This is a genomic window from Brevundimonas sp. Br13 (genome assembly GCF_055391505.1).
Genome location: NZ_AP044008.1, coordinates 132,170 through 158,114, shown reverse-complemented (window position 1 = coordinate 158,114; position 25,945 = coordinate 132,170). Strand labels below are relative to the sequence as shown.

Here is a 25,945-nt window from a genome sequence, read left to right as displayed (position 1 = left end):
GCGGGCCTTCTAGCCCAAGCCCGCCTCAGCGGCAAACGGCCCCGATCAGGAACCGGTCAGAAGGCGTAGGAGACGCCGATCCGCAGGTTGCGCCCAGGCAGGGGCGCGATGTCCTTCAGGAAGGAGGTATGCTCGCGCGCCTCCTCGTCCGTCAGATTGTGCGCCTCGGCGAAGACGGTGACGTCCTTGTCGGCGAACGGCCGAACCGCCCCGCGCAGATTGACCAGCGTATAGGCGTCCGTGCGCAGTTCGCCTTCCGCCAGCCGGTCCTGTTCGCCGACGTGGCGCACTTCGCCGGTCAGGTCCCAAAGCGTCGAGGTCCAGGCCAGGCGGGCGGTCGCCGACCAGGGCGGAATGCGCGCGGCCGGGCCCAGGTCGGTGTCGGCGCGGACATAGTCGGCCGCCCCCTCCAGCGACAGTTTGCGATCCCCGTCCTGCCACAGGGCGTAGGCGGCCTCGGCCTCGAAGCCGTAGAAGTCCGCGTCGGTCTGGACGAAGCGATAGACGGGGAAGGTCTCGCCCTCGTCGGTGGTGAAGTCTGCGCCGGTGCGGCGTTCGTCGATGAAGCCGTCGTACCAGGCCTTGTAGAGGTGCATATCCCCGGAGAACCGGTCACGGTCGAAGTGGACCGTGCCCTCCAGCGTGGTCACCTTCTCGGTGTCCAGGCCCAGGTCGCCGGTCTCATAGGCGGCGGTGGCGACGTGGACGCCGTCGGCGAACAGTTCGACCTCGCTGGGCGCGCGTTCCGTCCGCGACAGGCTCAGCCCCAGGAACAGGCCGGCCTGGGGACGCAGGAAGGCGGCGCCGCTGGCGGACCAGTTGTCGAACTGACGCTCCACCTCGGCCGTCTCGCCCAGCGGAACGGCGCTCAGGGTGCGGCGGTCATAGCGCAGCCCGCCCTCGAAGCCGTAGCGGTCGCGGTCATAGCGCTGGACGGTGTAGAGGCCCTGTTCCTCGATCTTGACGGTCGGGACGAAGGCCTCCTCGCCGATCGCCTCGAAATTGCGCTCCAGGGCCTGGACGCCGACGGCGCCGTTCCAGCCGTTCCGCTCGCGCTGGACCAGCTCGCCGCGGGTCTCCCAGCCGTCGGAGTTGAAGACGGTGCCCGGCTCGCCCGGTCCTTCGAACTCGGTGTGGGTGTAGTCGGCGTGGCCGTAGGAGGCGCGAACCTTGGCGAAGGGACCGGCGTCGAACCGGTATTCGCCGCGGCCGTCCCAGCGCTCCTGCTCCAGATTGATGAAGACTTCCGGCTCGGCGACCGTGCCGTACTCGCTTTCGGTCTTCTTGTAGGACAGGCCGACGAAGCCCTTGTCGGCGATATAGGAGCCGCCGACGCCCCAGGCGTTCAGCTCGGACCAGGAGTTCGGCTGTTTGTCGCCCGCGCCGCGCGGCTCGCCGTCGCTGTCGGCCAGAACCTGGGACCGGGCGGGGGAGGGGATGTCATAATCGTCCGTCTTGCGGGTCACGCCGCTCAGGTTGAAGGCGAACCGGCCGGCGCCGACGGTGACATGGCCCGAGGCGCCGCGGCCGTCGTCCACGCTGGAATATTGGGTCGAGACCCGACCCTCGACCCCGCCTTCAGGCAGGGCTTCAGGGATGCGGTCGTCGATGATGTTGACCACCCCGCCGATGGCCGAGCCGCCATAGACCAGGGTGGCCGGGCCGCGCACGACCTCGATCCGATGGGCTTCGCCGGGATCGGTGGCCACGGCGTGGTCCGGCGAAACGGAGCTGGCGTCGATCTGGCCCAGGCCGTTGGTCAGCACCTGGACGCGCGGGCCGGACAGGCCCCGGATCACCGGGCGGCTGGCGCCGGGGGCGAAGTCGGTCGAGCGCACGCCCGGCAGGCCGTTGACCAGATCGCCCAGAGACGTCGCCGGGGCGATGGCCAGGGCCTGGTCGTCCAGCACGTCGGTGGCGATGGTGGTGGCGCGCTGGGTGACGCCATAGGGGGTGGCGGTGACGATGACGTCATCGACCTGGGCCGGACGGCCGGGGCCGGTCTGAGCCAGGGCGGCGGCGCCCAGGGCGCTCCAGGCGACGGCGGAAAGCAAAAGCGAGCGGGTGACGGTCTGACGCATGGACATCACTGGGGTTCAGGAGAGGAAGCGTTTCTGTTATGAGATAACATCACGGACTGCAAGCCGTGTTCTGTTGCGGCCGGGCTTATCAAGGATTAGCTGTGGCTCATGAACGCCGTCTGCGACCATGATCATCTTCATTCCGGCCTTGACGGCGCACGCCTGGACCGCGCCCTGTCCGAGGCGGAGGCGCGGGTGGTCTCGGCCGGCGAGCGCATGACCCCGCCGCGCCGCCGGGTGCTGTCGCTGCTGCTCGAGAGCGGCGAGCCGGTGAAGGCCTATGATCTGATCGCCCGGTTCGGCGAGGACGGACAGGCCGCCAAGCCGCCCACCGTCTATCGCGCGCTCGAATTCCTGGAACGCCATGGCATGGCCCACCGGATCGCCTCGATCAGCGCCTATGTCGCCTGCGCCGGCCAGGAGGTCGGGGGCAACCATGCGGCCGCCTTTCTGATCTGCGACTGCTGCGGGGTGACGCGCGAGATCGACGGGCCGGGCCAGGACGTCATCGCCGCCGCCGGCGCCGCCGCCGGCTATGCGATCGCCCGCACCACGATCGAGGCGCACGGCCTGTGCGCCGCCTGCCGGGATGCGGCCTGATCATGGATGCGGCCCTGATGTCGCCGCCGCGCCGGCTCAGCGTCCCGATCGACAATCGATGGGGCGGGGGGCGGATGTCGGTCCTGGACTTCGGGGATCCGAAGCGTCCGGTCGATCTGATCTTCTCCCACGCCAACGGTTTCAACGCCGGCGCCTATCGCAGCCTGTTGTCGCCCCTGTCGACGTCGCTGCGGATCTGGGCCCCGGACCTTCGTGGCCATGGGGCCTCTGACCTGCCGGTGTTCGCCCGGCCCAAGACCAGCTGGCGGGATCACCGCGACGATCTTCTGGCCCTGATGGAGACGATCGACGGTCCGCCGCCGGTCCTGGCGGGCCATTCCATGGGCGGGACCGCCTCCCTGCTGGCGGCGGCGGAGCGGCCGGACCGGGTCGCCAGCCTGGTTCTGCTGGACGCAGTGATCTGGCGGCGGTCCGCCATGCTGGTGTTCAACCTGCCCTTCGCCCACCGGTTTCTGTCCCGCATTCCGATCGCACGCGCCACGCTTCGCCGCCGCGCCCTGTTCGCCAGCCGCGAGGAGGCCATGGCCGCCTACCGCGGTCGGGGGGCGTTCAAGGGCTGGCCCGACATGGTGCTGGCCGACTATCTGGCCGAAGGTCTGGTGGAAGGCCCCGACGGCTTCGCCCTGGCCGCCACCCCGGCCTGGGAGGCGGCCAACTACGCCGCCCAGGCGCACGATCCCTGGCGGGCGCTTCGCCTCTATCGCGGTCCAATCCGCATTCTAAAGGCGGAACACGGCGCCTTGACCCACGTGCCCTCGTCGCCGCGCGGCCTGCCGCACGTCTCGGTCGAGGTGGTGCGCGGCGGCGGTCACATGTTCCCCATGACCCACGCCGACGTGACGCGCGAGGCCCTGTTCGAAGCCGCCGTCTGAGGTCGGACGAATAATCGGGGGACAGGGCGGTCGCCCCCATGATAAGGCCGCCTTGAGCATAACCCCCGAGACGCCTCGCTTGCCCTTCTTTCACGCCGGTCCCGCGCCCCAAGGCGCCGGCCCCCGACCGGGGGCCCTTCGCGACGGGCTGATCCTGACGCCGGGGATGAAGGTCGGCCTGTTCGGCGGATCGTTCAATCCGGCCCATGAAGGCCACGCCCATGTGGCCGAGACGGCCATGCGGCGGCTGGGCCTGGATCGGGTGGTCTGGCTGGTCTCCCCCCAGAACCCTTTGAAGGACGCGCGCGACAGCGCCCCCCTGGCCGAACGGATGGCCTCGGCCCAGGCCCAGGCCAGGGTTGGAGGCCCGTCCATGATCGTCTCGGATTTCGAAAGCCGGGCCGGGGTGGTCTGGACGGTCGAGACCCTGCGCCTGCTGGTCGCCCGCCATCCGGGCGTCCATTTCGTCTGGGTCATGGGATCGGACAATCTGGCCGGCTTCCATCGCTGGCGGGGCTGGACCGACATCATGCGGCTGATGCCCGTGGCGGTGATCGCCCGGCCGGGATCGCTGCTCGACAGCCGCACGGCGCCGGCGGCCGCCCGCTTCGCCGCCTTCCGCATTCCGGCCGAACAGGCGGGCCTTCTGCCGACCCTGGCGGCCCCGGCCTGGACCTATCTGACGGCGCCTTTGAATCCCCTGTCGTCGACCGCCATCCGGGCCTCGAAGAGGCCGGACGCGGGGTCGTGATCTCGGCGCCGGTTCACGTTCGCGCCCATCCGTGCTAAGGGGCTGCTTTAGTCAATGCTCTTGGAGCCCTCCGCTGACCCCCTCGCCCGCGTATGACGCGCAAGACGCCGCCGTTTCGAACACGGCGCACGAGATGGACCCTATCGAACCTCTCCATTCCGAAGACGGATCTGAAACGACCGCCGCATTCGGGGATTCCGTCCCCCGCCCGGTCGGATCGACTCCGCTTGAAGAAGCCCTGCTGAGCCGCCTCGACGAGGACAAGGCTCAGGACATGGTCCTGATCGACCTGAAGGGCAAAAGCGCCATGGCCGACACAATGATCGTCGCCTCCGGCCGCTCGCACCGCCACGTCGGCGCCATCGCCGACCACCTGCTGCGCACCCTGAAGGACCAGGGCCTGGGCAAGGCCAAGGTCGAGGGACTGCCGCACTGCGACTGGGTTCTGATCGACGCAGGCGATGTGATCGTCCACCTGTTCCGCCCGGAAGTGCGGACCTTCTACAATATCGAGAAGATCTGGGCCGTGGACTCGGCCCACCGCATGGTCCGCGACTAGAGGATGAAGCTGAGCATCGTCGCCATCGGCCGACCGGGCCGGGGGCCTGAGGCGATGCTCGCCGACGACTACGCCCGGCGCGCCACCCTTGCGGGACGCGCGCTGGGCCTCGGTCCCCTCGAATTGATCGATCTGGAAGCCCGTAAACCCGGCAAGGCGCCGGAGGCCGAGTTGATCCTTGCGGCCGCGGAAGGGGCGCACCTGATCGCCTGCGACGAACGGGGCAAGACCTATTCGTCGCGCGCCTTCGCCGACCATGTCGCCAAGCTGCGCGATCAGGGCGAGCGGCGGCTGGTCTTCGCCATCGGCGGGGCGGACGGGCTGGACGAAAGCGTGCGCGCCGCCGCCGCCTCGACCCTGGCCTTCGGTCCCCAGACCTGGCCCCACGCCCTGGCCCGCGCCATGTTGGCCGAACAGCTCTATCGGGCCGTGACCATTCTGGCCGGATCGCCTTATCATCGCGACTGACATGGGCCGCGCCTCAGCACTTTCTCTCGCCTTGATGACGGGGCTGGTCCTCGCCGCCCCTGCGGCGGGGCGGCAAGCGTCTGAGAGCGAACTGGCGCGGATCCAGGCTGAGTATCGCGACGAGGCGGTGCGGGCGCGGCGCCTGCGCGCCGACGCCGAGGCCGCCAAGGCCGAACTGGCCCAGCTGGAGCGTCGGCTCGCCGCCCTGCGCGCCGACGAACGGACCGACGACCGCCAGATCGAGGACCAGAGGGCCCGGCTGAAGCAGCTGAGCGAACGGGAGGCGGACCTGGTCACGGACCTGGCCCGCGAGCGCGGCGCCCAGGGGCGTCTGCTCAGCGCGCTTCAGATGATGAGCCGCCGCCCGCCGCCGCCGCTTCTGGTTCCCGCCGACAAGGCGATCGACACGGTGCGCGCCTCCATCCTGTTGAAGGCCATGACGCCCGAGCTGGAGCGCCGCGCCAAGGCGCTGGCCGAGCGTCAGGCCGAGATCATGCGCATTCGCCGCCTGGCGGTCCTGTCCTCGGAACGGCTCTTGACCACCGAAAGCGCCCAGGGCGATCGCCGCGCCCGGATCGAGGGATTGACCGCGCGCAAGACCGCCCTCACCGCCGTGCTGAACGCCGAGGCGCGTAGCGCCGAACGGGCGGCGCGGGCGCTGGAGGCCCGAATCCGCGACCTGGGCGGCGCCGTCCCCTCCGCCCAGGAGGCCGAGGCCGCCGAGGCCGAGACCGCGCGCCTGCCGGCCGGCCGCAACCGGCTCAGTCCGCCCGTGCGCGGCGCGCCGACCCAGACCTGGGGGGCGGGAACCTCGGGCTGGCGCTGGCGCGCCGACCGCGCCCCCGTCGCCGCCCCGGCTGACGCCAAGGTGGCCTACGCCGGTCCCCTGACGGGCTGGGGCCAGGTGGTGATTCTTGATCTCGGCCCCGGCTGGCGGGCGGTGATCGCCGGGCTGGAGCAGTTGGACGTCCAGGCGGACGCCCGGGTCTCCGACGGCCAGACCCTGGGCCGCAGCGGGCCGGACGGCGACGTCTATTTCGAACTGCGCCGGGACGAGCGCCCGATCGACCCCGGTCCCTGGCTGCGATGAGCGGCCGGATGCGCCCTCGGGCGACGATTGGCCTTGCTTTCCCGCCGGACGCTGATTTTATCGGACCGACGCCGCTCAGCCACGATTTCGTCGTGTCTGTGCGGCCCTACCCTCCCAACGGGCGCCTTCCATGATCGGCCCGACCGAAAGAGACCGAATGCGTAAACTGCTCCTCGTCGGCTGCGCCGCCCTGGTTCTCGGCGGCTCGGCCGCCGTCGCCACCAGCCAGACGCCCCGCAACGAAACCTTCCGCATGTTGGAGCTGTTCGGCGACGTCGTCGGCATCGTCGAACAGGCCTATGTGGTCCCGGTCGACAACAAGAAGCTGATCGAGGCCGCCCTCGCGGGCATGATGACGGCGCTGGATCCCCACTCCAACTATCTGCCGCCGTCCAACTATGACGAACTGCGCGAGCGGACCGAGGGCCAGTATTCGGGCGTCGGCCTGACCATCACCTCCGAAGGCGGCCTGGTGAAGGTCATTTCTCCGATGGACGAAAGCCCCGCCGCCCGGGCCGGGGTCCAGGCCGGGGACGTCATCAGCGCCATCGAGGGTCAGAACGCGGCGGGCCTGACCGTCAGCCAGGTGTCGGAGAAGCTGCGCGGCGCGGCCGGCACCAGCGTGCGCGTCACCTTCCTGCGCGACGGCGAAGAGCCGCGCGAGGTGACCCTGACCCGCGAGATCATCAAGGTCCAGTCGGTCACGGGCCGGGTCGAGGGCGATTTCGGCTATCTGCGCGTCTCGACCTTCAATGAGAACACCGGCCGCGAACTGTCCGAGGCCATCGCCAAGATCAAGGCTCAGAAGCCGGGCGTGAAGGGCTATGTCCTAGACCTGCGCAACAACGGCGGCGGCCTGCTGAACGCCGCCATCGACGTGTCCGACGCCTTCCTGGAGCGCGGCGAGATCGTCAGCCAGCGCGGCAGGAAGCCCGAGCAGATTCAGCGCTATTCCGCCAAGCCCGGCGACCTGACCGGCGGCCTGCCTCTGGTGGTCCTGGTCAACTACGGCTCGGCCTCCGCCTCCGAAATCGTCGCCGGCGCCCTGAAGGACCACGAGCGGGCGACCATCGTCGGCCTGACCAGCTTCGGCAAGGGCTCGGTCCAGACGGTGATCCCGCTGCGTCAGGGGCGCGACGGCGCCCTGTCGATCACCACGGCCCGCTACTACACGCCCTCGGGCGCCTCGATCCAGAAGATCGGCATCGAGCCGGACCTGGAGGTCGCCCGGTCCGAGGCCGAGGCCCGGATCGTCTCGCGTTCCAGCTTCATCTATTCCGAGGCCGCCTATGCGACGGCCCTGGACTCCTCCATCGGCGCGGAACGCAAGGGGCCGCACACGCCCCGCGAAGCGCCGGGCGAGGCCTATGACAAGGAAAAAGACTACCAGCTGCAACGCGCCCTGGACGTCCTGCGCGCCGGCGGCGACCTGTCCAAACTGTCGGCCCCGCCGGAGGGGATTGTGGTGACCGAGCCGGGTTCGGAACCGAAGGCGGACGAGGGGTCGGAAGAGACGCCTGAGGACTGATGTCTAGGACGAATCGACATTCAGCGCATCCAGAGGATGGAAGCGGCGATGTGGACGAAGGCGAGGTAGTGTCGCGCCAGCCTATCGAAGCGGGTGGCGAAGCGGCGGAAGTGCTTGAGCTTGTTGAAGCAACGCTCGACGCAGTTGCGCAGCTTGTAGATCAGGGGATCGTGCGGGATCTGTGCCTTGCGAGATCGGGTCGAGGGTATGACAGCCTCGGCTCCGATCCTGGCCAGATGGGCGCGTAGGCTGTTGGCGTCATAGGCGCGGTCGGCGAGCACGGCGGCGGGGCGGTGGCCTTCCAGAAGGGCCGGCGCCGCCAGGATGTCGTGGCTCTGACCGGCTGCGATAAGGAAGCGAACGGGCCGTCCGAGCGTGTCGCAGGCCATGTGGACCTTGGTCGTCAGTCCACCTCTGGAACGCCCCACAGCCGGGTCGGGGCCCCCTTTTTTTGGCCGCTGCCCCGGCCGGTCGTCGCTTGTTGGTGGGCCCGCACAAGGGTCGAATCCAGCATCAGATACTGGTTGTCGCGATCCTTGATCAGGTCGTCGAACACCTTCTCCCAAACCCCCGCCGCCGCCCAGCGGCTGAAGCGCTTGTGCGCCGTCTTCCACTTGCCGTAGCGCTCCGGGAGATCCTGCCAATGCGCACCGGAGCGCAGCACCCAGAGCACCCCGTTCACGAACAGTCGGTTGTCGGACCCCGTCCGCCCGGGGTCCGACGCCTTACCCGGCAGCAACGGCGCGATCCGCAACCACTGCGCCTCGTCCAGCTCATAACGCTTCACGCCCATCACAAACCTCCGCCAAAGCGGAGACCTATGAATCACGCATCAAGCCCCGCGTGAATCCCTGAATGTCGATTGGACCTAGTCTTCTCCGTCATCCTCGGGCTTGACCCGAGGATCGGGCGAGGAGCGAGACGTGTGCCTGACGTCCGCGCAGAGCGGCGGCGCATTCGATCCTCGGGTCAAGCCCGAGGATGACGCAAAGCGGGCGGGGACGTGACTCGCATCGGTTGCCTTTCCCCCCGTTTTCCTTCATAAGCCGCCGCTTCCGACGCAAGTGAACCTCGCGTCTCCACCCACACGACCCCCGCTCCGTCGGGACGAGGTGGGCGAGAACCCTCCGCCGACGTGATCGTCGCCGGGGGTCGTTGTCGTATGGAGCCGTTTCACCTGCGCCACATGAGGTAGTGAATGTTCGAGGCTCTGAACGAGCGGCTGACAGGCGTCTTCGACCGGATCACCGGGCGCGGCGCCCTGTCCGAAAAGGATGTCGCCGAGGCGATGCGCGAGGTGCGCGTGGCCCTGCTCGAGGCCGACGTCGCCCTGCCGGTCGTCAAGGAATTCATCGCCTTCGCCACCGAACGCGCGACCGGCGAAGAGGTCATCCGTTCGGTCAAGCCGGCCGACCAGGTGGTCAAGATCGTCTATGACGGCCTGATCGAAATGCTGGGCGGCGAAGAGCCGGTCCCGCTGAACACCAACGCCAACCCGCCCGCCGTGGTGCTGATGGCCGGCCTTCAGGGCTCGGGCAAGACCACGACCTCGGCCAAGCTGGCGCTGCGCCTGACCAAGTTCGACCGCAAGAAGGTCATGCTTGCCTCGCTGGACACGCGCCGTCCGGCGGCGATGGAACAGCTGGCCACGCTCGGCAAACAGATCGAGGTCGCGACCCTGCCCATCGTCGCGGGCGAGAGCGCGGTCCAGATCACCCGCCGGGCCCTGCAGTCCGCCAAGCTTCAGGGCTTCGACGTCCTGATCCTCGACACCGCCGGCCGCATCACCCTGGACGAGGGGCTGATGAACGAGGTGGCCGAGGTCGCCGACATCGCCAAGCCGGTCGAGACCCTGCTGGTCGCCGACAGCCTGACCGGCCAGGACGCCGTCCGCACCGCCAAGGCCTTCCATGAACGTCTGCCCCTGACCGGCCTGGTCCTGACCCGGGCCGACGGCGACGGCCGCGGCGGCGCCATGCTGTCGATGCGGGCCGTCACCGGCCTGCCGATCAAATATCTGGGCGCCGGCGAAAAGGTCGATGCGCTGGACGTGTTCGACGCCCGCCGCGTCGCCGGCCGCATCCTGGGTCAGGGGGACATCGTCGCCCTGGTCGAAAAGGCCGCCCAGGATCTGGATCAGGCCAAGGCCGAGAAGATGGCCCGCAAACTGGCCAAGGGCCAGTTCGACCTGGATGATCTCGCCGGCCAGCTTCAGCAGATGAAGCGGATGGGCGGGCTGCAGGGCATCATGGGCATGCTGCCCGGCGTGGCCAAGATGAAGGCCCAGATGGCCGACAGCGGCGTGGACGACAAAATGATCCTGCGCCAGGAAGCCATCATCTCCTCGATGACCAAGGCCGAGCGCAAGAAGCCGGACCTCCTGAACGCCAGCCGCAAGAAACGCATCGCCGCCGGCGCCGGGGTCGAGGTCCAGGACGTCAACCGCGTCCTGAAACAGCACCGCCAGATGGCCGACATGGTCAAACAGATGGCGCGCGGCGGTCCCAAGAAGATGCAGCAGATGGCCGCCATGCTGGGCGGTCTCGGCGGCGGCGGGGGCATCCCCGGCATGGGCGGCGGCCCCGATCTGAACCGACTGAAGGCCCTGGGCGGCGGCAAGATGGCCGAGCCCTCGGCCGACGAATTGAAAGCCATTCAGGACCGCCTGGCGGGTCTGGGCGGCGGACAACTGCCGGGGGGGCTTCCGGGCCTGCCTGGCCTTCCCAAGAAATAACGACTTCCTAGAAAGAGACTTGAAATGCTGAAGATTCGTCTGGCCCGCGGCGGCGCCAAGAAGCGCCCCTACTACCACATCGTCGTCGCCGATTCGCACGCCCCGCGCGACGGCAAGTTCATCGAGAAGGTCGGCTCCTACAACCCGATGCTGCCCAAGGACGGCGCCCAGCCGCGCGTCGCCCTGAAGGTCGAGCGGATCGCCGAATGGCTCGGCAAGGGCGCCCAGCCGACCGACCGCGTCGCCCGCTTCCTGTCGCAGGACGAAACCCTGGGCGCCAAGGTGAAGTGGTCGCAGGGCAACAACCCGAACAAGGGCGCCCCCGGCAAGAAGGCGCAGGAGCGCGCCGCTGAACGCGCCCAGCGCGAAGCCGACCGCCTGGAAGCCGAAGCCGCCGCCAAGGCTGAAGCCGCCGAAGCCGCCGCCCGCGCCAAGGAAGAGGCCGAAGCCGCCAAGAACGCTCCGGCTGCTGAAGAGGCTCCGGCCGCCGAAGCCGCCGCTGAAGAAGCCCCGGCTGCCGAAGAGACCACCGAGGCCTAAGTGGCCGACCCTCTCCCGCTTGCGGGAGAGGTGGCCCGGCGTTCGCGCAGCGAACCAGGGTCGGAGAGGGAAGTCTTTCTTTCAAGAGGAAGACTTCCCCCATCGTCAGGCGTGTCGCTTGCGCGCCACGACCTGACACTTCCCCCGCAAGCGGGGGAAGGTCTTGAGGATCCGAATGTCGAAAGACTCCAGACTCATCCTCGTCGGCCAGATCGGCGGCGGTTTCGGGGTGCGGGGCGAGGTGCGGGTGACCGCCTTCACCGCCGATCCCCTGGCCCTGACCGCCTATGGTCCGCTGCTGCGCGCAGACGGCACGGTGGCCCTGACCCTGACCTCGACCCGGCCCGACAAGAACGGCGTCGTCGGCCGGGCCAAGGAGGTCGCCACCAAGGAACAGGCCGACGCCCTGCGCGGCCTGAAACTCTACGTCCCCCGCGACCGCTTCCCCGAGCCGGAGGAGGACGAATTCTATCTCGCCGACCTGATCGGCCTGGAGGTCCGCGACATCGCCGGCGCCGTCATGGGCTCGGTCAAGTCGGTCCAGAATTTCGGCGCCGACGACATGCTGGAGATCGCCCCCGCGACCGGCGGCCCGACCTGGTATCTGCCCTTCACCAAGGAAGCGACGCCCGAGCTGCGGCTTTCCGAAGGCTGGCTGACCGCCGTGCCCCCGACCGAAGTCGGCGAGCGCGAGCCGGACTGAGGTATTCGCGCCCAAGGGTGTTGCGAATGGCGCGGCGGGCGCCGACATAGGCCTATCGCAAAGCCGAGGCCTCTCCATGACCGACCTGTCCGCCTTCCCGATCACCACCCGCTGGCCGGCCCAGCATCGCGATCGGCTGCAGCTCTATTCCCTGCCCACGCCCAATGGGGTGAAGGTCTCCATCATGCTGGAGGAGATCGGCCTGGCCTATGAGCCGCACCTGATCGACATCATGGCCAATGAGACCTGGGGGCCGGAGTATCTGTCGCTGAACCCCAACGGCAAGATCCCGGCCATCCTTGATCCGAACGGCCCGAACGGTCAGCCCTTGGCCCTGTTCGAATCCGGCGCCATCCTGATCTATCTGGCGGAAAAGACAGGCAAACTGCTCTCGAGCGATCCCGCCACACGGTACGAGACGATCCAGTGGATCATGTTCCAGATGGGGGCGATCGGCCCCATGTTCGGCCAGCTGGGCTTCTTCCACAAGTTCGCGGGCAAGGACTATGAGGACAAGCGTCCGCGCGACCGCTACGTCGCCGAGAGCCGCCGCCTGCTGGGCGTGCTGGAGACGCGGCTGGAAGGTCGGGACTGGCTGGTGGGCGACTATTCCATCGCCGATGTCGCCACCCTCGGCTGGGTTCGCAATCTGATCGGCTTCTATGAGGCGGGCGAGATCGTGGGCTTTGCGGACTTCCCCCGCGTCGCAGCCTGGCTGGAGCGCGGCCTGGCCCGTCCTGCGGTGCAGCGCGGTCTGAACATCCCAGCGCGGAACTAGGCGCGACGGAGCAGGCGGCCCGCGCCCAGGGCCGCAAATCCGACGACCAGCCCCCAGAAGGCCGATCCCACCCCGAACAGGGCCAGGCCCGAGGCCGTCGCCGCAAAGGTCAGGACGGCGGCCTCGCGCGAGGGCGCCTCGGCCGTCAGGCTCTGCAAGGCGCCGGTCAGGGGGGCGATCAGGGCCAGTCCCGTCACAGCCGCCAGCACTGCCGGGGGCATGGCGATGAACAGGCCCGCCAGCGGCGCGGCGAACAGGGCCACGATGAGGTAGAAGCCGCCGTAGATCACCCCGACGATCCAGCGTCGGCCCGCATCCGGATGGGCGTCAGGGCCGGTGCAGATCGCCGCCGTGATCGCCGCCAGATTGACCCCGTGGGCTCCAAAGGGCGCCGCGATCAGGCTGGCGATCCCGGTCGACAGGATCAGCCGTTTGGCCGGCGGCGGATAGCCCGCGCTCTGCAACACCACCAGTCCAGGCAGATTCTGCGCCGCCAGGGTCACCAGAAACAGCGGAAAGCCCAGACTGACCGCGGCCTTCCAGTCGAAGGCGGGGGCGACGGGCTCCAGATGTCCGAACAGGCCGGTTCCGGCGGGCAGGCCCAACTGTCCCCGCATCGCCAGAACCGCAAAGGCCGCGCCCAGAACGGCGGGCAGGGCCCAGGTCGGCCAAAGCCGCCGGAAGACCAGAAAGACCGCGATCAGACCCACCGTCAGCGCTGTCTCGTCGGGCACGATCTTGAACAGTCGCAGCACGAAGGGCAGCAGAACCCCCGCCAGCATGGCCGAGGCGATCGCCGACGGGATCCGCCCCGCCAGCCGCCCCAAGGCCGGGATCAGGCCGGTCAGGATCATCAGCAGGGCTGAAAAGACGAAGGCGCCGACCGCCGTCGCCCACGACAGCCCCAGCGTCGAAGCGGCCAGCAGGGCCGCGCCCGGCGTCGACCAGGCCAGGACGACGGGAATCCTCAGCCGCCAGCTCAAGAGGGCGCCGGGAACGCCGATGGCCAGGCACAGCGCCGTGACCATGGAGCCGATCTGGCCGGCGCCCGCGCCCAGGGCCTGTCCCGCCTGCACCACCAAGGCCACGGTCCCGCCGAAGCCGATCACCGTGGCCACGGCGGCCGACGAAAAGGCTGAGGCGGGCGGAGGGCGCATGGAAAAGGCCGGAGCAGTCATGCCCCGGCCTTAAACCTTCACCGCAGATGGCGGAAGCGGGTTCAGCCCTCGATGTCTTCCGGCAGGCCCACGGCGTGGAAGCCGGCGTCGACGTGGACGACCTCGCCCGTGGTCGAACGCCCCAGGTCCGAGCACAGCCACAGGGCGGCGCCGGCGACGCCCTCCATCGAGGTCTCTTCCTTGATCAGCGAGAACTGGGCGCTCTTGGAGTGCAGGCCGCGTCCGCCCGAGATTCCGGCCAGCGACAGGGTGCGCATGGCCCCGGCCGAGATGGCGTTGACGCGAATGTTCTTGGGCCCCAGGTCGCGCGCGATATAGCGGGTCGCCGCCTCCAGCGCCGCCTTGGCCACGCCCATGGTGTTGTAGTTCGGAATGACCCGTTCGGACCCCAGATAGGTCAGGGTGATCAGGCTGCCGCCGTTCGGCATCAGCTTGGCGGCGCGACGCGACACGTCCACGAAGCTGAAGGCCGAGATGTTCAGGGCCAGCAGGAAGCTGTCGCGCGTGGTGTTGTCGACAAAGCTGCCCTTCAGTTCGTCCTTGTTGGCGAAGGACACCGAGTGAACGACGAAGTCGATCGTGCCGAAGGTCTTCTCCAGCTCGGCGAAGGCGGCGTCCATCGAGGCGTCGTCGGTGACGTCGGCCGGAATCAGCAGCTTGGCGCCGACGCTCTCGGCCAGCGGGCGCACGCGGCGCTCCAGGCTCTCGCCCAGATAGGTGAAGGCCAGTTCCGCGCCCTGGGCCGCCAGTTGCGAGGCGATGCCCCAGGCAATCGAGCTGGAATTGGCCACGCCCATGATCAGGCCCTTCTTGCCCTTCATGAGGTCGCCGGTCGGCATGTCCCAGCCTTCGGAAGTGGCCATGGTTCGTCTCCTGATGATTTGCGCGGAGGGTTAGCAGGGGTGGGCGCGAACCGGAACCCCTGCCGCCTTCGCTTGCGTCACAGCAGGGCCGAAACCGCCGCCCGCGCAGCCTCGCCCAGGTCTGGGCGCTTCAGGGCCAGGGCGACGTTTGCGCGCAACAGGCCGATCTTGTCGCCGCAGTCGTGGGTCACGCCCGCATATTCGACGGCGGTGAAGCTCTGGGTCGCCATCAGCCGCGCCATGGCGTCGGTCAGCTGGATCTCATTGCCGGCGCCGCGTTCCTGCGTGGCCAGCAGGTCGAAGATTTCCGGCTGCAGGATGTAGCGGCCCGAGATCGACAGGTTCGACGGCGCCGTCCCTTGGGCCGGCTTCTCGACCATGCCCTTCATGGTGATTCGGCGGCCGTCACGGCCGGCCGGATCGACGATGCCGTATTTGTGGGTCTCGCTCTCGGGCACGGCTTCGACGCCGATCAGATTGCCGCCGACCTCCTCGTAGGCCTCCAGCAACTGCTTCAAGGCGCCGGGTTGTCCATCCACGATCACGTCGGGCAGAAGGACGGCGAAAGGCTCATGCCCGATGATGTCGCGGGCGCACCAGACCGCGTGGCCCAGCCCCTTGGGCTGCATCTGGCGGGTGAAGCTCATCTCGCCGGCCGAGGCCAGTTCGGCATTCATCATTTCCAGGATGTCGGTCTTGCCCTTGGCCTGCAGTTGAGCCTCAAGCTCGATCTGGTGATCGAAATAGTCCTCGATCGCCCCCTTGGAGCGGCCGGTGACGAAGACGATGTGTTCGATCCCCGCCTCTCGGGCCTCTTCGACGATGTAGGAGAGGATCGGCCGATCGACGACGTTCAGCAGTTCCTTGGGGGTCGTCTTGGTGCCGGGCAGAACCCGGGTGCCGAGGCCCGCGACGGGCAGAACGGCCTTGCGCAGACGCGCGGGCGTGGTGGTCATCAATGAATCCTGACAGCTATCCCGCCCCTCTTAGCCGGTGCGGGCCGGCGAAAGAAGGGGCGGGACGGCGGTCGGTTCCGCCTCAGCCGGCGGGACGCTGCATCGGGGTCAGGGCCGTAGCCGCAGCGCGCTGGGCCTGGAGCTGGTCTTCCGGCAGCGGGATCAGGCCGCGGTCGGCCAGATAGCCGCCCTTGCCCGCGGCGCCTTCCGACAGGAACTCCTGTACGAATTGCTGCAGGCCGGGGATGACGCCGATGTGGGCCTTCTTCACATAGATGTAGAGGCTGCGCGACAGCGGATATTCCCCGCTGGCGATGGTTTCGGCATTGGGCGTGACGCCGTCGATGGTCTCGGGCTTCACCGTGTCCAGGTTCTGTTCCAGGAAGGAATAGCCGAACACGCCCAGCGATCCGGGGGTGCGGCTCAGGGTCTGGACGATGGCGTTGTCGTTCTCGCCCGAGTCGATCCAGGCGCCGTCTTCACGCAGGGTGTGGGCCAGGGCTTCGAACCGGTTCTTGTCGGCCTTTTCCACGGCGGCGGTCGCGGGAACCAGCTTGGCGCCGGGGGTCATGCCCAGCTCCAGGAAGGCGTCGCGCGTGCCCGAGGTGGGCGGCGGGCCATAGACCTGGATGCGCTGGTTCGGCAGGCCCTTGTTGACCTCGTTCCAGGTCTTGGCCGGGTTGGCGACGAACTGACCGTCGGCGCCCGGCACTTCCTTGGCCAGGCCTTCATACAGGTCGTTCAGTTCGAAGTTGAAGCTGTTTCCGTTGCGGGCGGTGGCGATGACGATGCCGTCGAAGCCGATCTTCAGCTCGATGATGTCGGTCACGCCGTTCTTCTGGCACAGGTCGAACTCGGACGCCTTCATCGGGCGCGAGGCGTTGGCGATGTCGGGCGTGGTCGGGCCGACGCCCTGGCAGAAGGCCTGAATGCCGCCGCCGGTGCCCAGGGATTCAACGCGGGGCGCGGCGCCGCCGGAGGTGCGGGCGAAGTTCTCAGCCACGCGGGTGGCGAAGGGGAAGACGGTCGAGGAACCGGCCGCCCAGATGCCGGAGCGGGCGCTGGAGGCGCCGCCGCCGGTTCCGCCGTCGCCGCAGGCCGCCAGGGCCAGAAGGGCGGCGGCCGCCGTCGTCAGTTTCAGTGTGCGGATCATCGTGCGCTCTCCCTGAGCATCGGTTTGGCGACGGTTAGACCAGAGGATTGTGAAGGTTTTTCCGGCAATGAGCGTGAGGTCGGGGCCTTACAGCAGGCGCTTGCGCATCACCTGGGACAGGGTGTCGATCAGGGTCACGGCGACCACGATGACGATGGCGATGGCGGCGACGCGGCTGTAGTCGAAGGCCTGGATGCTTTCGAACAGGGTCTGGCCGATGCCGCCCGCGCCGATCAGGCCCAGCACCGTGGCCGCCCGGCTGTTGGATTCGAACCGGTACAGGGCGAAGGAGGTCCACAGGGGCGCCACCTGGGGGAAGACGCCCCAGACGATCTCATGCAGCTTGCCGGCGCCGGTGGCGCGCACCCCCTCGACGGGCCCCTTGTCGATCGACTCGACCGCTTCGGAAAACAGCTTGGCCAGGACGCCGCCGGTGTTCAGCGCAAGCGCCAGCACCCCCGCCAGCGGGCCCAGGCCGACGGCGACGATGAACAGGGTGGCGATCACCAGGTCGGGGATCGAGCGCAGCAGGTCCATGACCCGGCGCACGATGAAGACCATCCAGCCGGGCGCGATGTTGCGTGACGCCATCAGGCTGAGCGGCAGGGCCAGGAAGACGGCCAGGAAGGTGCCCCACAGGGCGATCTGCACCGTCAGCCACATCTGACCCGCCAGGCTGGCGGTCGGCTGGGTGAAGACATGGGTGAAGGCGGTCCAGAAGTCCCCGGGCGGAAAGATGGCGCCCCAGTCGGGCCGCAGCAGATCCGCCCCATAGGTCGAGATGTTCGACGAGCCCGAGAAGAGCCGGCCGATGTTCTGCATGTCCACCTTGCCGAAGCTGGCGATCAGGATGATCGCCAGACCGCCCCACAGCATCAGGTCGAACAGGGTTGAGGACAGGGGCTTCTTCGGCGCGGCGGGAACGGCGTCCGGGGCCAGGCCGCCGCGGGCGGCCTTGTCGGCGGCGGCAATCTCGGCGGCGGCGTCGGTCAAGGCTGGACCTCGCGCTTGGCGCGCAGGGCGGCCAGTTCGCGTTCGGCGGCGGCCACGGCGGCCTGGTCGTTCTTGGCCTTGGCCTCGGCCAGCTTCTGGTCGGCGACCATTTCCCGCACCGGGTCCAGATAGGAATCGTCGGCGGCGCGGAACATCGAATAGTTCAGCCCCGCCAGCACCTGACGTTGACGGTCGGCTTCAGGCCCCTGGCCCTGGCCGTAGGTCAGGAAGAAGCTGCGCAGCTTCTCCTTCAGCACCGGGTCCAGGTCTTCGCGGATGACGATGCCCGATTCCGGGATCGGCGGAGAGACCCAGATGTCCTCGATCTGCGACGCCAGCTGCGGGTTCTCGCGGCGCATGAAGACGGTGTTGACCGAGTTGGAGGTGGCGACGTCGACCACGCCCGTCGCCACGGCGAAGGCGTTGGCCTGGTGGCTGGCCGAACGCACGGTCTTGAAACACTGGTTCGGCACGATGCCGCGCGGATTGAACAGGAAGGTCAGGGGGGCCAGGGTGCCCGAGGTCGACTGGGCGTCGCCGATGCCGAAGTCGTACTGCTTGCCGCAGGCCAGCACCTTGTCCAGCGTAATGCCCGAACCCTTACGCACGATCAGGGTCGAGGTGTAGCTGTCGCGGCCTTCCGGATCGACGATCCGGGCGATGACCTCGCCCTGGGCGCGGTCCACGGCTTCGAGCGCCGGCTTGGCCGAGAACCAGGCCACCTGGGTCTGGTTGAAGCGCATGGCCTCGATCAGGACGTTGTAGTTGCCGGCGAAGAAGGGCTTCACCGGAACGCCGATCGCCTTGGACATGTCGTCCAGCAGGGGCTGCCACAGCGGGCCGGACGAGGCCTGGCCTTCGGCCGACAGGATGGAGAAGGTCAGTTCCGACGGCATGGCGCCGGACGTCTTCTTCTCCTCACCGCCGCCGCACGAGGCGACGCCCAGCAGCAGGACGGCGGCGCCGGCCGCTGCGAACAGACGACGGGAAAGAGATGTGCGGGACAGGCTCATGCCTTGGTCTCCCAGAACGCGTCCTCGAATTCGGGACCGTAGATGTCGATGAGGCGCTGGTGGTCCAGGCCCGTGGCGGGACCGTCATAGACGATCTTGCCGCCCTGCAACGCGATGACGCGGTCGCAGTAGCGGATGGCGTAGTCGACCTGGTGCAGGGTGACGATCACCCCCATGCCGTCGCGCCGGTTCAGCTCGACCAGCAGCTCCATCACCTTGCGGGCGGACACCGGGTCCAGCGAGGCGACCGGCTCGTCGGCCAGGATGGCCTTGGCGCCCTGGACGATGGCGCGGGCGATGGCGCCGCGCTGTTGCTGACCGCCCGACAGGGTGTTGGCGCGCTGGCCGGCGTAGTCGCTGACCCCGACCCGGTGCAGGGCGGCCATGGCCCGGTCCTTGTCGGCCTGGGGCCACAGGCCCAAGAGGCCCTGCCAGGTCGGCAGGCGGCCCAGCGCCCCCAGCATGACGTTGGAGAACAGGGTCAGTCGGCCGACCAGGTTGAATTGCTGGAAGATCATGCCCAGCCGGCCGCGCGCCTGGCGCACGGCGCCGGTGACGCGGCCGTCCTTCTGCACCGTCTCGCCGAAGACGCTGATCGTCCCCTTGCCGGGGTCGATGGACTGAAGGCCGGTGATGGAGCGCAGAAGCGTGGACTTGCCCGATCCCGACGGACCGATCAGGGCCACCATCTCGCCCGAGGCGACGGAGATCGAGACGCCGTCCAGCGCCTTTCGCGATCCGAAGGTCTTCGACACGTCACGCGCCAGGACCAGGCCTGGGGCGGCGGCTGCGGATGAACTCATGAACTCGCTGGGAAGGCTGTGGCGAACGGGCGCCGCATGACGCGACCGGGGCGTTTGGGCAAGTCTTAATCGCACGTCCGGCGCAATCTCGTCCAGACCCCGTCGTCCCTGCGTCGTTGCAGCCTGGTGTCGCAGCGGCCCTGTCACCGCGCCAGGGCGACCGCTTCCAGCCGTCGGATGTCTGCCTCGATGGGCAGGGCGGCGCGCGATCGCTCCACGGCCGCCTGGGCCAGGACGGCGACCGGCTCGGCCAGCCGCGGCGTGGCCGCCAGCGCCGCCAGACCCTTCTGCAGCCGCATGGCCACGGCCAGATCGCCCGCCCCATAACGGGCGATCGGACCGAACAGGTCTTCCAGCAGCTCTTCGGCCGTGACCGCCGGCCCCAGCAGTCGGTCGCAGCGCGGCGGCCTGGGCCCGTCGTCTTCGGGCGTCTGAACCCAGACGTCCAGCAGCCGCACCCCCGTCCCGATCACCTGAATGGCCGTGCCGGGGTCGTTGACGCCGGGCGACAGGGCCTTGGCGGCGATCTCGCCCAGGACGATCAGTCCGAACCGCGGATCCTGGTCGAAGGAGCGCGAATCCCCCAGGGCGAAGGCCGAACGGAAATCGGCCTGGGCCTCTTCGTCGCAGGCCGCCAGGCTGATGCGCGCCAGCACCGCGCCGCGTCGTACGAAGGCGCCGGGAGGGGCGACGATCTCCACCTGACAGTCGCGCGCCTCGGCCATGGCCTGAAGCCGAGAGGGATCGACGTTCTGGACGTAGCCGGTGCAGGGGGCGACGATCTCGGCGCCCGTGGTTAGCCGGCCCTCCCGGCCGCCGAAGAAGGGGGCGTCGCGCCGCGTTTCCAGGGCCTTCAGCGCGCGCGCCTCCACCAGGTCGATCGTATGGCCGACCCGCGCCAGGCTGGACAGACGGTTGATCCAGGCCAGCAGCCGAAAGGCCACCAGCCCGACCATGGCGAGGCTGACCAGGAACAGAATGGCCCGCCCGTTCTGGCCGTAATAATGGGCGTTGATCGCCGTCACCGAGACGATGGCGTAGAGGAAGGCGCCGACGAAGGTGGCCAGAGCCTTCTGGGTCTCGTCGTCGGAGGTCACCAGGGCGGCGACGCGGGGGCTGGCGGCTGTGGAGACCGACGTATAGGCCGTCACCATGGCGCCGACGGAGAAGGTCGCCACGCCCAGCAGGCTGGAGGCCAAGATGGTCAGGATGGATTCGACCGACTCGCCGCCCAGCCGTTCGGCCATGTCGTCGGGCACCCAGGGGGCCAGGGCTGCAGCCAGCAGGGCGGCGGCCACGCCCACCCCGGCGTAGGCGGTCGCCTTGACCCACAGTTGGCGCGTCCATTTGCGCCACAGGAACAGCCACCGATTCATTGCGCCCTCCAGCCGAGGCAACGGCGCAGAACCGCTGCGGTTGCCTGACCGCCGTTCAGCTGACCGCCGTCAAAGGGAATTGTGACAGTCAATTCGGCCTCGAACCCAGGCCCTGTCACGAAAAAACCCCTTTACATGACAGTCCAATGCCCCCATATCGCGCCTTCCGGCGGACCCCGTAGGTCTGATGCTGCGCCGCTAACGCCGGTCTGGGTTTAACAATTAGCAGGGGGTTACGTGAATTGCGCACGTACCAACTTCCCCTGGACCTGGTCCGTGAGCGGTCCCCTGAGCGTCCCGTCGCCCTCGTGCGGCCGCGCTCGGTTTCCGTAGCGGCGCGCTGGTTCCAGGATAATCTGAAAGCCGACGTCTTCTATGCGGTGAAGGCGAACCCGTCCGCCTGGGTCATCGAGACCCTGATCGAGGCCGGGGTTTGCGGCTTCGACGTCGCCTCCCTTGCCGAGATCGAACTGGTCCGTTCGGTCAGCCCCGACGCGCGCCTGGCCTTCATGCACCCGGTCAAGAGCCGCTCGGCCATCACCAAGGCCTATTTCGACCACGGCGTGCGGACCTTCTCGCTCGACTGCGTGGACGAGTTGAACAAGATCCTCGACGCCACCGGCGGCGCCGACGACCTGAATCTGATCGTGCGCATGGCCGTCTCGGCCGACGGGGCCGCCTACACCCTGTCGGGCAAGTTCGGCGTGCCGGTCGATCAGGCCCCGGCCCTGCTGCTGGCCACGCGCCAGGCGGTCAAGGACGGGCTGATGGGCGTCAGCTTCCATGTCGGCAGCCAGTGCATGCGCCCGACCGCCTATCAGGCCGCCATGGCCCAGGTCGGCCGGTCGATCAGCCGCGCGGGCGTGATCGTGGATATCGTCGATGTCGGCGGCGGCTTCCCCTCGGTTTATCCGGGCATGGTCCCGCCGGACATGAGCGAATACGCCGACGCCATCCATCGCGGCTTCAACGAAATGCCGGTGTCGGAAACCACCGAACTGTGGTGCGAGCCCGGCCGGGCCCTGGTCGCCGAATCCTCGTCGATCCTGGCCCGCGTCGATCTGCGCAAGGGCGACGCCCTGTATCTGAACGACGGCTCCTACGGCTCCCTGTTCGACGCCACCCACTCGCGCTGGCCCTTCCCGACCAAGCTGGTCCGGGACGGCGAAGCCTCGGGCGAGCTGAAGGCCTTCCAGTTCTACGGCCCGACCTGCGATTCGATCGACCATATGCCCGGCCCCTTCTGGCTGCCGGCCGACATCCGCGAAGGCGACTTCATCGAGATCGGCATGCTGGGCGCCTATGGGGTGGCCATGACGACCGGCTTCAACGGCTATGGCGAGCATGAGATCGCCGCGGTCGAGGACGCCCCCATGGCCTCCCTCTACGGCCTGGCCCCGCGTTCCATCCCCACCGTGCGCACCACGGCGGAAGAGAACGCGCGCAAGGTCGTGCGCCTGTCGCGACCCAAGGGCAAGGCGGGCCAGCGCAAGAAGGCCCGGCGCTGAGCCTTCCAACAGCCTTGCGGCGCTGAACCGGTCGATGGATCGGCGGCTCCGCAAGGCCTGGGGGTTTCAGGCTGCCGGGATCAGCCCTTTTTGGCGAAAACGGCGTAGCCCCATCGTCCCAGGTGAACGAAGAACAGGATGAGCGCGACGGTCATCAGCCCTTCTGTTAAAGACAGGATCAAGTTTCCCGCCCAGGGGGCCGAGGGCAGAAGCCCGAACAACTGACGCGCCGGCTCCGCGTCCTTGCCTTCTCCGCCGGCCGCCTTCTCGCCGATCCAGTAGAACATCTGCCCCGCGCCGAACACGCCGGTCATGCTGAGCAGGAAGTTCAGATGACGGCCGCGTTTGGCCGCCGCCTCTTCCGCATCCTTCTGCTTGCGCTCGGCCGCCGCCTGGGCTGCATCCGCCCGCTTCTGCTGGCGGCGGGCCAGGTCGCTGGCGTGGTCCTCCAGGCTCTGGATCGCCAGGGACAGGGCCTTGTTCTTGCGGCTGACGCCCCGCAGCTCCTCCAGCTTTTTGAACACGTCCCGCTCGGTGTCGTAACGGAAGGGATTGGCGTGTCTGAACCTTTCGTACTGGGCGAACTCGGCCAGCTTGGCCTGGTTGATGGCGAACTCCGCCTGGCTCAGCCGGTCCTCGCCGTCCAGCGGCTCCCGATCCGCCAGGGCGCGGATGCGGGGATCGTCGGCGGGCGCGCGCTCGTCCACCAGGGCCTCGATCCGATCGATCCGGGCCATGGTCTTCTGCTCATGCTCCCGCGCCAGGAACTCGTTGTGCAGGGCCAGGGCGTGGATCAGGAAGGCGTAGGGGCAGGCGCCGATATAGTCGTTGCCGATCTCCAGGCTGCGGCTCTTGGGCACATAGGTGATCATGGCCCGGTGGTTGGCGTAGCGGACGAAGAACCGCTCGTCGCTCTGTTCGGAACTGTCGGGATAGATGGGGTCGATGCTGTCCAGGATCTCCGAGGTGTCCTGGTTCATGAAGTCTATGATGTTCTGGTTGAATCCCGCCAGGAACAGATAGTCCAGACAGTCCGCCCGCGCGATTTCGAAAGCGGGAAGGTGATGCTCGATCGGCGTCTCCAGCCGGGGGCGCGCCTCGGCTTCGTCCGGCTTGCGAAAAGCCTTGATCTGGACGGCCTGGCCGGTCCGCATCGCCTCGACGAAATCCGCCATCCGCGCCTGCGGCGTCGCCCTGTCCGAGATCGGCAGCCACCGGCCTTCGTCGCCGCGCGCCGGGTCCGGCGTCGGATTGCGACGCACGAAGACCCCGTCTTCCAAGGCGGCCTCATAGTCCGCCCGGCGCTCGACCCAGTTCCAGAACTCAGGATCAGCCCTTTCGCCGGCCTTGGTCCCTGCGGGCGGGGCGCCCAGATGCACCGCCTTGGGCGGTCGGCCGTTCACGGGCTTGGTCAGGGCGCGGATGCGGTCCTGATACGGGTCGTAACAGAGCGGCTGCACCATCCGCTTGCGCGGCGCCGGGATCTTCGTCGCCTCGTCCACCGGCATCAGCCGGTCGAAGAAGCGTTCGTCGTGCAGCATGAACATGAAGCGCGACTTGGGCGCCTTCAGCCCCGGCGTCTCCATGACGGGCGCCAGTTCCAGCAGACGGGTTTCGAAACCGGGCCTGGGCGGCTTGGAGGGATCGAGTTCCGCCGCCAGACGGGGGAACAGGCGGACGGCGTCGCGCTCGAACACCGTCCTGACGAACGGCCAGAACCGCTGGGCCTCAACCTGGACCGGGGCCTGGCCCTCAGGGCCGGTCGCTCGCCTTACCCTGATGTCGTCCAAAGGACCGATGTCCAGCTTGGTCTCGCTGAAGACGTCCAGGAAGGGGTGGGGATCGGCCTCGGCAGGCTTCAGGCGCTGCGGGTCCAGCACATATTCCTTGGGCGCGGCCAGCTTCTGCAGCAGGGACAGGAAATAATAGGTCGAGGGGTCGTAGCCCGAGCGCCGGCGACCCTCCGCATCCACATAGCCGCCGCCGTAATAGTGGCTGAAGCTGAGGTGGTAGCTCAGGGAGCCGTCGTTGTGGGACAGCCAGAACCGGCGCAGCCGCACCAGCCGGTCATCGTCCATTCCGGGCGGATGGGCGTGAAACCGCACCCCCTCGGTGGTCCAGGAGACGGACTTGGGCAGGCTGAAGATCAGGTCTTCATGGCTTCGGATGGCCAGCGCAGCCTCGTCCAGGTTCTTGATTCCCGCATCGTCCGCCGTGGACAGCAGGAACTCCTGCAACTCGCCCCGGATTTCGCGATCGGCGATGTCGTTCATCAGGGGGTCGATGGCGTGGCCCAGGGCGAGGGACGGCAGATGGTTCCTCTGGGTCCGGCGAAAGACGGGCGGCTCGATCCGCTCTCCGGGCGCCAGATTCAGGGCCTCGGCCACCCGATCCGGCCCGATATAGAGCGACAGGGTCCAATACAGGGCGCCCGAGCGCGCCTGTTCATAGTCGTCCGTCTCCGGCCGCTCGCCTCGCACCGTCATCGACCTGCGGCCTCCCTCGCCAAGTCCCGGAAACTGTCGAACCCCGTCCCCCGGCCGGACCGCAGCCGCGCCAGGGCCGGGGTCATCGGCAACAGGGCCGCCGGCTCCCGGCGCGCGGCCAGGTCGGCGATCTGGCGCTCGGCCGCTCCGCCCGGCGGTCCGGCCTCGCCCTTCAGCACCGAAATCCTGAAGAAGCTCTCCAGATGGTCGTGCAGCAGACCCGCATCCACCGCCTCGCCCGGATAGTCGACGGCGGCGTAGATCAGCCCGTCCTCATCGTCCTGATCCGCCGACAGGGCCGGCTGGACATAGGGAAAGTCCACCACCTCGGCTCCCATCCGCGCCCAGATCGCCAGTCGATCGACCTGATCCAGGCCCGAACGCAGGGTGTCGGCGGCGGCCTCCTCGGGCGTCAGGCGCAAGGGGTCGTTCTGTTCGATGAAGACGGCGGTCTGGGCGTTCGGACCGGCGTCCAGGGCCTGGGTCGCCAGTCGGCGCACCGCCGAAAGCGCCAGGCGCAGCAGGCCGCGCCCCCGCGCCGCCTCCTCGACATAGACATAGTTCAATGCGACCGCGATGTCCGGCGCCGAGGCCCGGTTGACGGCGGTGGCCAGGAAGTTGATCCCGCCCAGACGCGCGCCGCCTTCGTCCTCCAGCACCGCAACCAGTTCGCAGTGGGTGCGGCCGAACGCCCGGCGATGCGTCCGGTTCAGGGCCAGGCATTTGCGAAAACCCGCCAAATCCTCGCGCTCGTCCGGCAGGACGAAGGCCCGGTCATAGCCTTCGAAGAAGCGGGTCAGGATCGACGAATCCGGATCGGCCGAGGCGAGGGCGCGCACGCCCGAACCCAGGTCGATCGTCAGATCCGGCTGACTGTGCTGTTCCAACGGT

General features: G+C 68.5%; 23 protein-coding genes and 1 pseudogene. 12 read left to right on the top strand and 12 right to left on the bottom strand.

Annotated features, from left to right (window positions below; translation table 11 throughout):
- Positions 1 to 56: 56 nt before the first annotated feature.
- The gene (locus ACZ5M6_RS00780; protein ID WP_464159260.1) at positions 57 to 2,087 is read right to left on the bottom strand and encodes a TonB-dependent receptor; all 2,031 of its coding nucleotides are present in this window, start codon (positions 2,085 to 2,087) and stop codon (positions 57 to 59) included.
- A gap of 102 nt (positions 2,088 to 2,189) precedes the next feature.
- Here ACZ5M6_RS00780 and ACZ5M6_RS00775 point away from each other — a divergent pair, with 102 nt between their 5' ends.
- From ACZ5M6_RS00775 to ACZ5M6_RS00745, 7 genes are all read left to right on the top strand, one after another.
- Positions 2,190 to 2,681, top strand: a complete 492-nt coding sequence (locus ACZ5M6_RS00775) for a transcriptional repressor (RefSeq protein ID WP_464159258.1) — start codon at positions 2,190 to 2,192, stop codon at positions 2,679 to 2,681.
- Between the two features lie 2 nt (positions 2,682 to 2,683).
- On the top strand, positions 2,684 to 3,574 hold the full coding sequence (locus ACZ5M6_RS00770) for an alpha/beta fold hydrolase (protein WP_419716305.1): 891 nt from the start codon (positions 2,684 to 2,686) through the stop codon (positions 3,572 to 3,574).
- A gap of 79 nt (positions 3,575 to 3,653) precedes the next feature.
- Positions 3,654 to 4,325, top strand: coding sequence for a nicotinate-nucleotide adenylyltransferase (locus ACZ5M6_RS00765; protein WP_464159256.1), 672 nt, complete (start codon positions 3,654 to 3,656; stop codon positions 4,323 to 4,325).
- A 133-nt stretch (positions 4,326 to 4,458) separates the two neighbouring features.
- On the top strand, positions 4,459 to 4,884 hold the full coding sequence (rsfS, locus tag ACZ5M6_RS00760) for a ribosome silencing factor (protein WP_082382550.1): 426 nt from the start codon (positions 4,459 to 4,461) through the stop codon (positions 4,882 to 4,884).
- A gap of 3 nt (positions 4,885 to 4,887) precedes the next feature.
- Positions 4,888 to 5,352, top strand: coding sequence for a 23S rRNA (pseudouridine(1915)-N(3))-methyltransferase RlmH (rlmH, locus tag ACZ5M6_RS00755; protein ID WP_054764048.1), 465 nt, complete (start codon positions 4,888 to 4,890; stop codon positions 5,350 to 5,352).
- 1 nt (position 5,353) lies between these two features.
- A complete protein-coding gene (locus ACZ5M6_RS00750; protein WP_054764047.1) occupies positions 5,354 to 6,442 on the top strand; it encodes a murein hydrolase activator EnvC family protein in 1,089 nt (362 codons plus the stop codon).
- A gap of 157 nt (positions 6,443 to 6,599) precedes the next feature.
- Positions 6,600 to 7,970, top strand: coding sequence for a S41 family peptidase (locus ACZ5M6_RS00745; RefSeq protein ID WP_228186461.1), 1,371 nt, complete (start codon positions 6,600 to 6,602; stop codon positions 7,968 to 7,970).
- Positions 7,971 to 7,990: 20 nt separating this feature from the next.
- On the opposite strand, the pseudogene ACZ5M6_RS00740 reads toward ACZ5M6_RS00745, so the two are convergent.
- Positions 7,991 to 8,757 (bottom strand): annotated as a pseudogene (locus ACZ5M6_RS00740) (IS5 family transposase).
- Positions 8,758 to 9,168: 411 nt separating this feature from the next.
- Here ACZ5M6_RS00740 and ffh point away from each other — a divergent pair.
- The 4 genes from ffh to ACZ5M6_RS00720 all read left to right on the top strand — a co-directional run bounded on the left by ffh (position 9,169) and on the right by ACZ5M6_RS00720 (position 12,725).
- Positions 9,169 to 10,704, top strand: a complete 1,536-nt coding sequence (gene ffh, locus ACZ5M6_RS00735; protein WP_464159252.1) for a signal recognition particle protein — start codon at positions 9,169 to 9,171, stop codon at positions 10,702 to 10,704.
- 24 nt (positions 10,705 to 10,728) lie between these two features.
- Positions 10,729 to 11,244, top strand: coding sequence for a 30S ribosomal protein S16 (gene rpsP / locus ACZ5M6_RS00730; RefSeq protein WP_054764044.1), 516 nt, complete (start codon positions 10,729 to 10,731; stop codon positions 11,242 to 11,244).
- 169 nt (positions 11,245 to 11,413) lie between these two features.
- Entirely contained in the window at positions 11,414 to 11,947 is a 534-nt protein-coding gene (rimM, locus tag ACZ5M6_RS00725; protein WP_224764373.1) for a ribosome maturation factor RimM, read from the top strand.
- 76 nt (positions 11,948 to 12,023) lie between these two features.
- Positions 12,024 to 12,725 carry a glutathione S-transferase N-terminal domain-containing protein gene (locus tag ACZ5M6_RS00720; RefSeq protein ID WP_464159250.1) on the top strand — a complete coding sequence of 234 codons (702 nt, stop codon included), beginning with the start codon at positions 12,024 to 12,026 and terminating at the stop codon, positions 12,723 to 12,725.
- On the opposite strand, the gene ACZ5M6_RS00715 is transcribed toward ACZ5M6_RS00720, so the two are convergent.
- The 8 genes from ACZ5M6_RS00715 to ACZ5M6_RS00680 all read right to left on the bottom strand — a co-directional run bounded on the left by ACZ5M6_RS00715 (position 12,722) and on the right by ACZ5M6_RS00680 (position 21,060).
- A complete protein-coding gene (locus ACZ5M6_RS00715; protein ID WP_464159248.1) occupies positions 12,722 to 13,882 on the bottom strand; it encodes a benzoate/H(+) symporter BenE family transporter in 1,161 nt (386 codons plus the stop codon). The two genes, ACZ5M6_RS00720 and ACZ5M6_RS00715, sit on opposite strands and share 4 nt — an antisense overlap.
- 62 nt (positions 13,883 to 13,944) lie before the next feature.
- Complete coding sequence (locus ACZ5M6_RS00710) at positions 13,945 to 14,742, bottom strand: enoyl-ACP reductase FabI (protein ID WP_464160085.1); 798 nt, start codon at positions 14,740 to 14,742, stop codon at positions 13,945 to 13,947.
- Between the two features lie 101 nt (positions 14,743 to 14,843).
- A complete protein-coding gene (galU, locus tag ACZ5M6_RS00705; protein WP_464159244.1) occupies positions 14,844 to 15,722 on the bottom strand; it encodes a UTP--glucose-1-phosphate uridylyltransferase GalU in 879 nt (292 codons plus the stop codon).
- Between the two features lie 82 nt (positions 15,723 to 15,804).
- Positions 15,805 to 16,875 carry a substrate-binding domain-containing protein gene (locus ACZ5M6_RS00700; RefSeq protein ID WP_152948971.1) on the bottom strand — a complete coding sequence of 357 codons (1,071 nt, stop codon included), beginning with the start codon at positions 16,873 to 16,875 and terminating at the stop codon, positions 15,805 to 15,807.
- 87 nt (positions 16,876 to 16,962) lie between these two features.
- Positions 16,963 to 17,868: a phosphonate ABC transporter, permease protein PhnE gene (phnE, locus tag ACZ5M6_RS00695; protein WP_370513365.1), complete on the bottom strand. Its 906-nt coding sequence runs from the start codon at positions 17,866 to 17,868 to the stop codon at positions 16,963 to 16,965.
- A complete protein-coding gene (gene phnD, locus ACZ5M6_RS00690; protein ID WP_201463224.1) occupies positions 17,865 to 18,881 on the bottom strand; it encodes a phosphate/phosphite/phosphonate ABC transporter substrate-binding protein in 1,017 nt (338 codons plus the stop codon). The genes phnE and phnD overlap by 4 nt, the downstream gene beginning before the upstream one ends.
- Entirely contained in the window at positions 18,878 to 19,684 is an 807-nt protein-coding gene (gene phnC, locus ACZ5M6_RS00685) for a phosphonate ABC transporter ATP-binding protein (protein WP_464159241.1), read from the bottom strand. Before phnC ends, phnD begins: the two co-directional genes overlap by 4 nt.
- A gap of 143 nt (positions 19,685 to 19,827) precedes the next feature.
- Positions 19,828 to 21,060 carry a DUF2254 domain-containing protein gene (locus ACZ5M6_RS00680; RefSeq protein WP_333896330.1) on the bottom strand — a complete coding sequence of 411 codons (1,233 nt, stop codon included), beginning with the start codon at positions 21,058 to 21,060 and terminating at the stop codon, positions 19,828 to 19,830.
- Between the two features lie 242 nt (positions 21,061 to 21,302).
- Between ACZ5M6_RS00680 and ACZ5M6_RS00675 the strand changes: the two genes are divergently transcribed.
- Positions 21,303 to 22,568 carry a type III PLP-dependent enzyme gene (locus ACZ5M6_RS00675; protein ID WP_464159239.1) on the top strand — a complete coding sequence of 422 codons (1,266 nt, stop codon included), beginning with the start codon at positions 21,303 to 21,305 and terminating at the stop codon, positions 22,566 to 22,568.
- A gap of 80 nt (positions 22,569 to 22,648) precedes the next feature.
- Here ACZ5M6_RS00675 and ACZ5M6_RS00670 read toward each other — a convergent pair whose 3' ends face one another.
- Positions 22,649 to 25,054, bottom strand: a complete 2,406-nt coding sequence (locus ACZ5M6_RS00670; RefSeq protein WP_464159237.1) for a hypothetical protein — start codon at positions 25,052 to 25,054, stop codon at positions 22,649 to 22,651.
- Positions 25,051 to 25,941: a hypothetical protein gene (locus ACZ5M6_RS00665; RefSeq protein WP_183218336.1), complete on the bottom strand. Its 891-nt coding sequence runs from the start codon at positions 25,939 to 25,941 to the stop codon at positions 25,051 to 25,053. The genes ACZ5M6_RS00670 and ACZ5M6_RS00665 overlap by 4 nt, the downstream gene beginning before the upstream one ends.
- Positions 25,942 to 25,945 lie beyond the last annotated feature (4 nt).

Bases quoted from the DNA above. Each gene is read 5' to 3' on its own strand.
- ACZ5M6_RS00750 (WP_054764047.1), top strand. From the start codon at position 5,354: ATGGGCCGCGCCTCAGCACTTTCTCTCGCCTTGATGACGGGGCTGGTC.
- ACZ5M6_RS00715 (WP_464159248.1), bottom strand. From the start codon at position 13,882: ATGCGCCCTCCGCCCGCCTCAGCCTTTTCGTCGGCCGCCGTGGCCACG.
- ACZ5M6_RS00770 (WP_419716305.1), top strand. From the start codon at position 2,684: ATGGATGCGGCCCTGATGTCGCCGCCGCGCCGGCTCAGCGTCCCGATC.
- ACZ5M6_RS00670 (WP_464159237.1), bottom strand. From the start codon at position 25,054: ATGACGGTGCGAGGCGAGCGGCCGGAGACGGACGACTATGAACAGGCG.
- ACZ5M6_RS00710 (WP_464160085.1), bottom strand. From the start codon at position 14,742: ATGCCGACCGGCGACCTCATGAAGGGCAAGAAGGGCCTGATCATGGGC.
- ACZ5M6_RS00745 (WP_228186461.1), top strand. From the start codon at position 6,600: ATGCGTAAACTGCTCCTCGTCGGCTGCGCCGCCCTGGTTCTCGGCGGC.
- rpsP (WP_054764044.1), top strand. From the start codon at position 10,729: ATGCTGAAGATTCGTCTGGCCCGCGGCGGCGCCAAGAAGCGCCCCTAC.
- phnD (WP_201463224.1), bottom strand. From the start codon at position 18,881: ATGAGCCTGTCCCGCACATCTCTTTCCCGTCGTCTGTTCGCAGCGGCC.
- ffh (WP_464159252.1), top strand. From the start codon at position 9,169: ATGTTCGAGGCTCTGAACGAGCGGCTGACAGGCGTCTTCGACCGGATC.
- ACZ5M6_RS00780 (WP_464159260.1), bottom strand. From the start codon at position 2,087: ATGTCCATGCGTCAGACCGTCACCCGCTCGCTTTTGCTTTCCGCCGTC.
- ACZ5M6_RS00700 (WP_152948971.1), bottom strand. From the start codon at position 16,875: ATGATCCGCACACTGAAACTGACGACGGCGGCCGCCGCCCTTCTGGCC.
- ACZ5M6_RS00775 (WP_464159258.1), top strand. From the start codon at position 2,190: ATGAACGCCGTCTGCGACCATGATCATCTTCATTCCGGCCTTGACGGC.
- phnC (WP_464159241.1), bottom strand. From the start codon at position 19,684: ATGAGTTCATCCGCAGCCGCCGCCCCAGGCCTGGTCCTGGCGCGTGAC.
- ACZ5M6_RS00680 (WP_333896330.1), bottom strand. From the start codon at position 21,060: ATGAATCGGTGGCTGTTCCTGTGGCGCAAATGGACGCGCCAACTGTGG.
- rlmH (WP_054764048.1), top strand. From the start codon at position 4,888: ATGAAGCTGAGCATCGTCGCCATCGGCCGACCGGGCCGGGGGCCTGAG.
- ACZ5M6_RS00720 (WP_464159250.1), top strand. From the start codon at position 12,024: ATGACCGACCTGTCCGCCTTCCCGATCACCACCCGCTGGCCGGCCCAG.
- rsfS (WP_082382550.1), top strand. From the start codon at position 4,459: ATGGACCCTATCGAACCTCTCCATTCCGAAGACGGATCTGAAACGACC.
- galU (WP_464159244.1), bottom strand. From the start codon at position 15,722: ATGACCACCACGCCCGCGCGTCTGCGCAAGGCCGTTCTGCCCGTCGCG.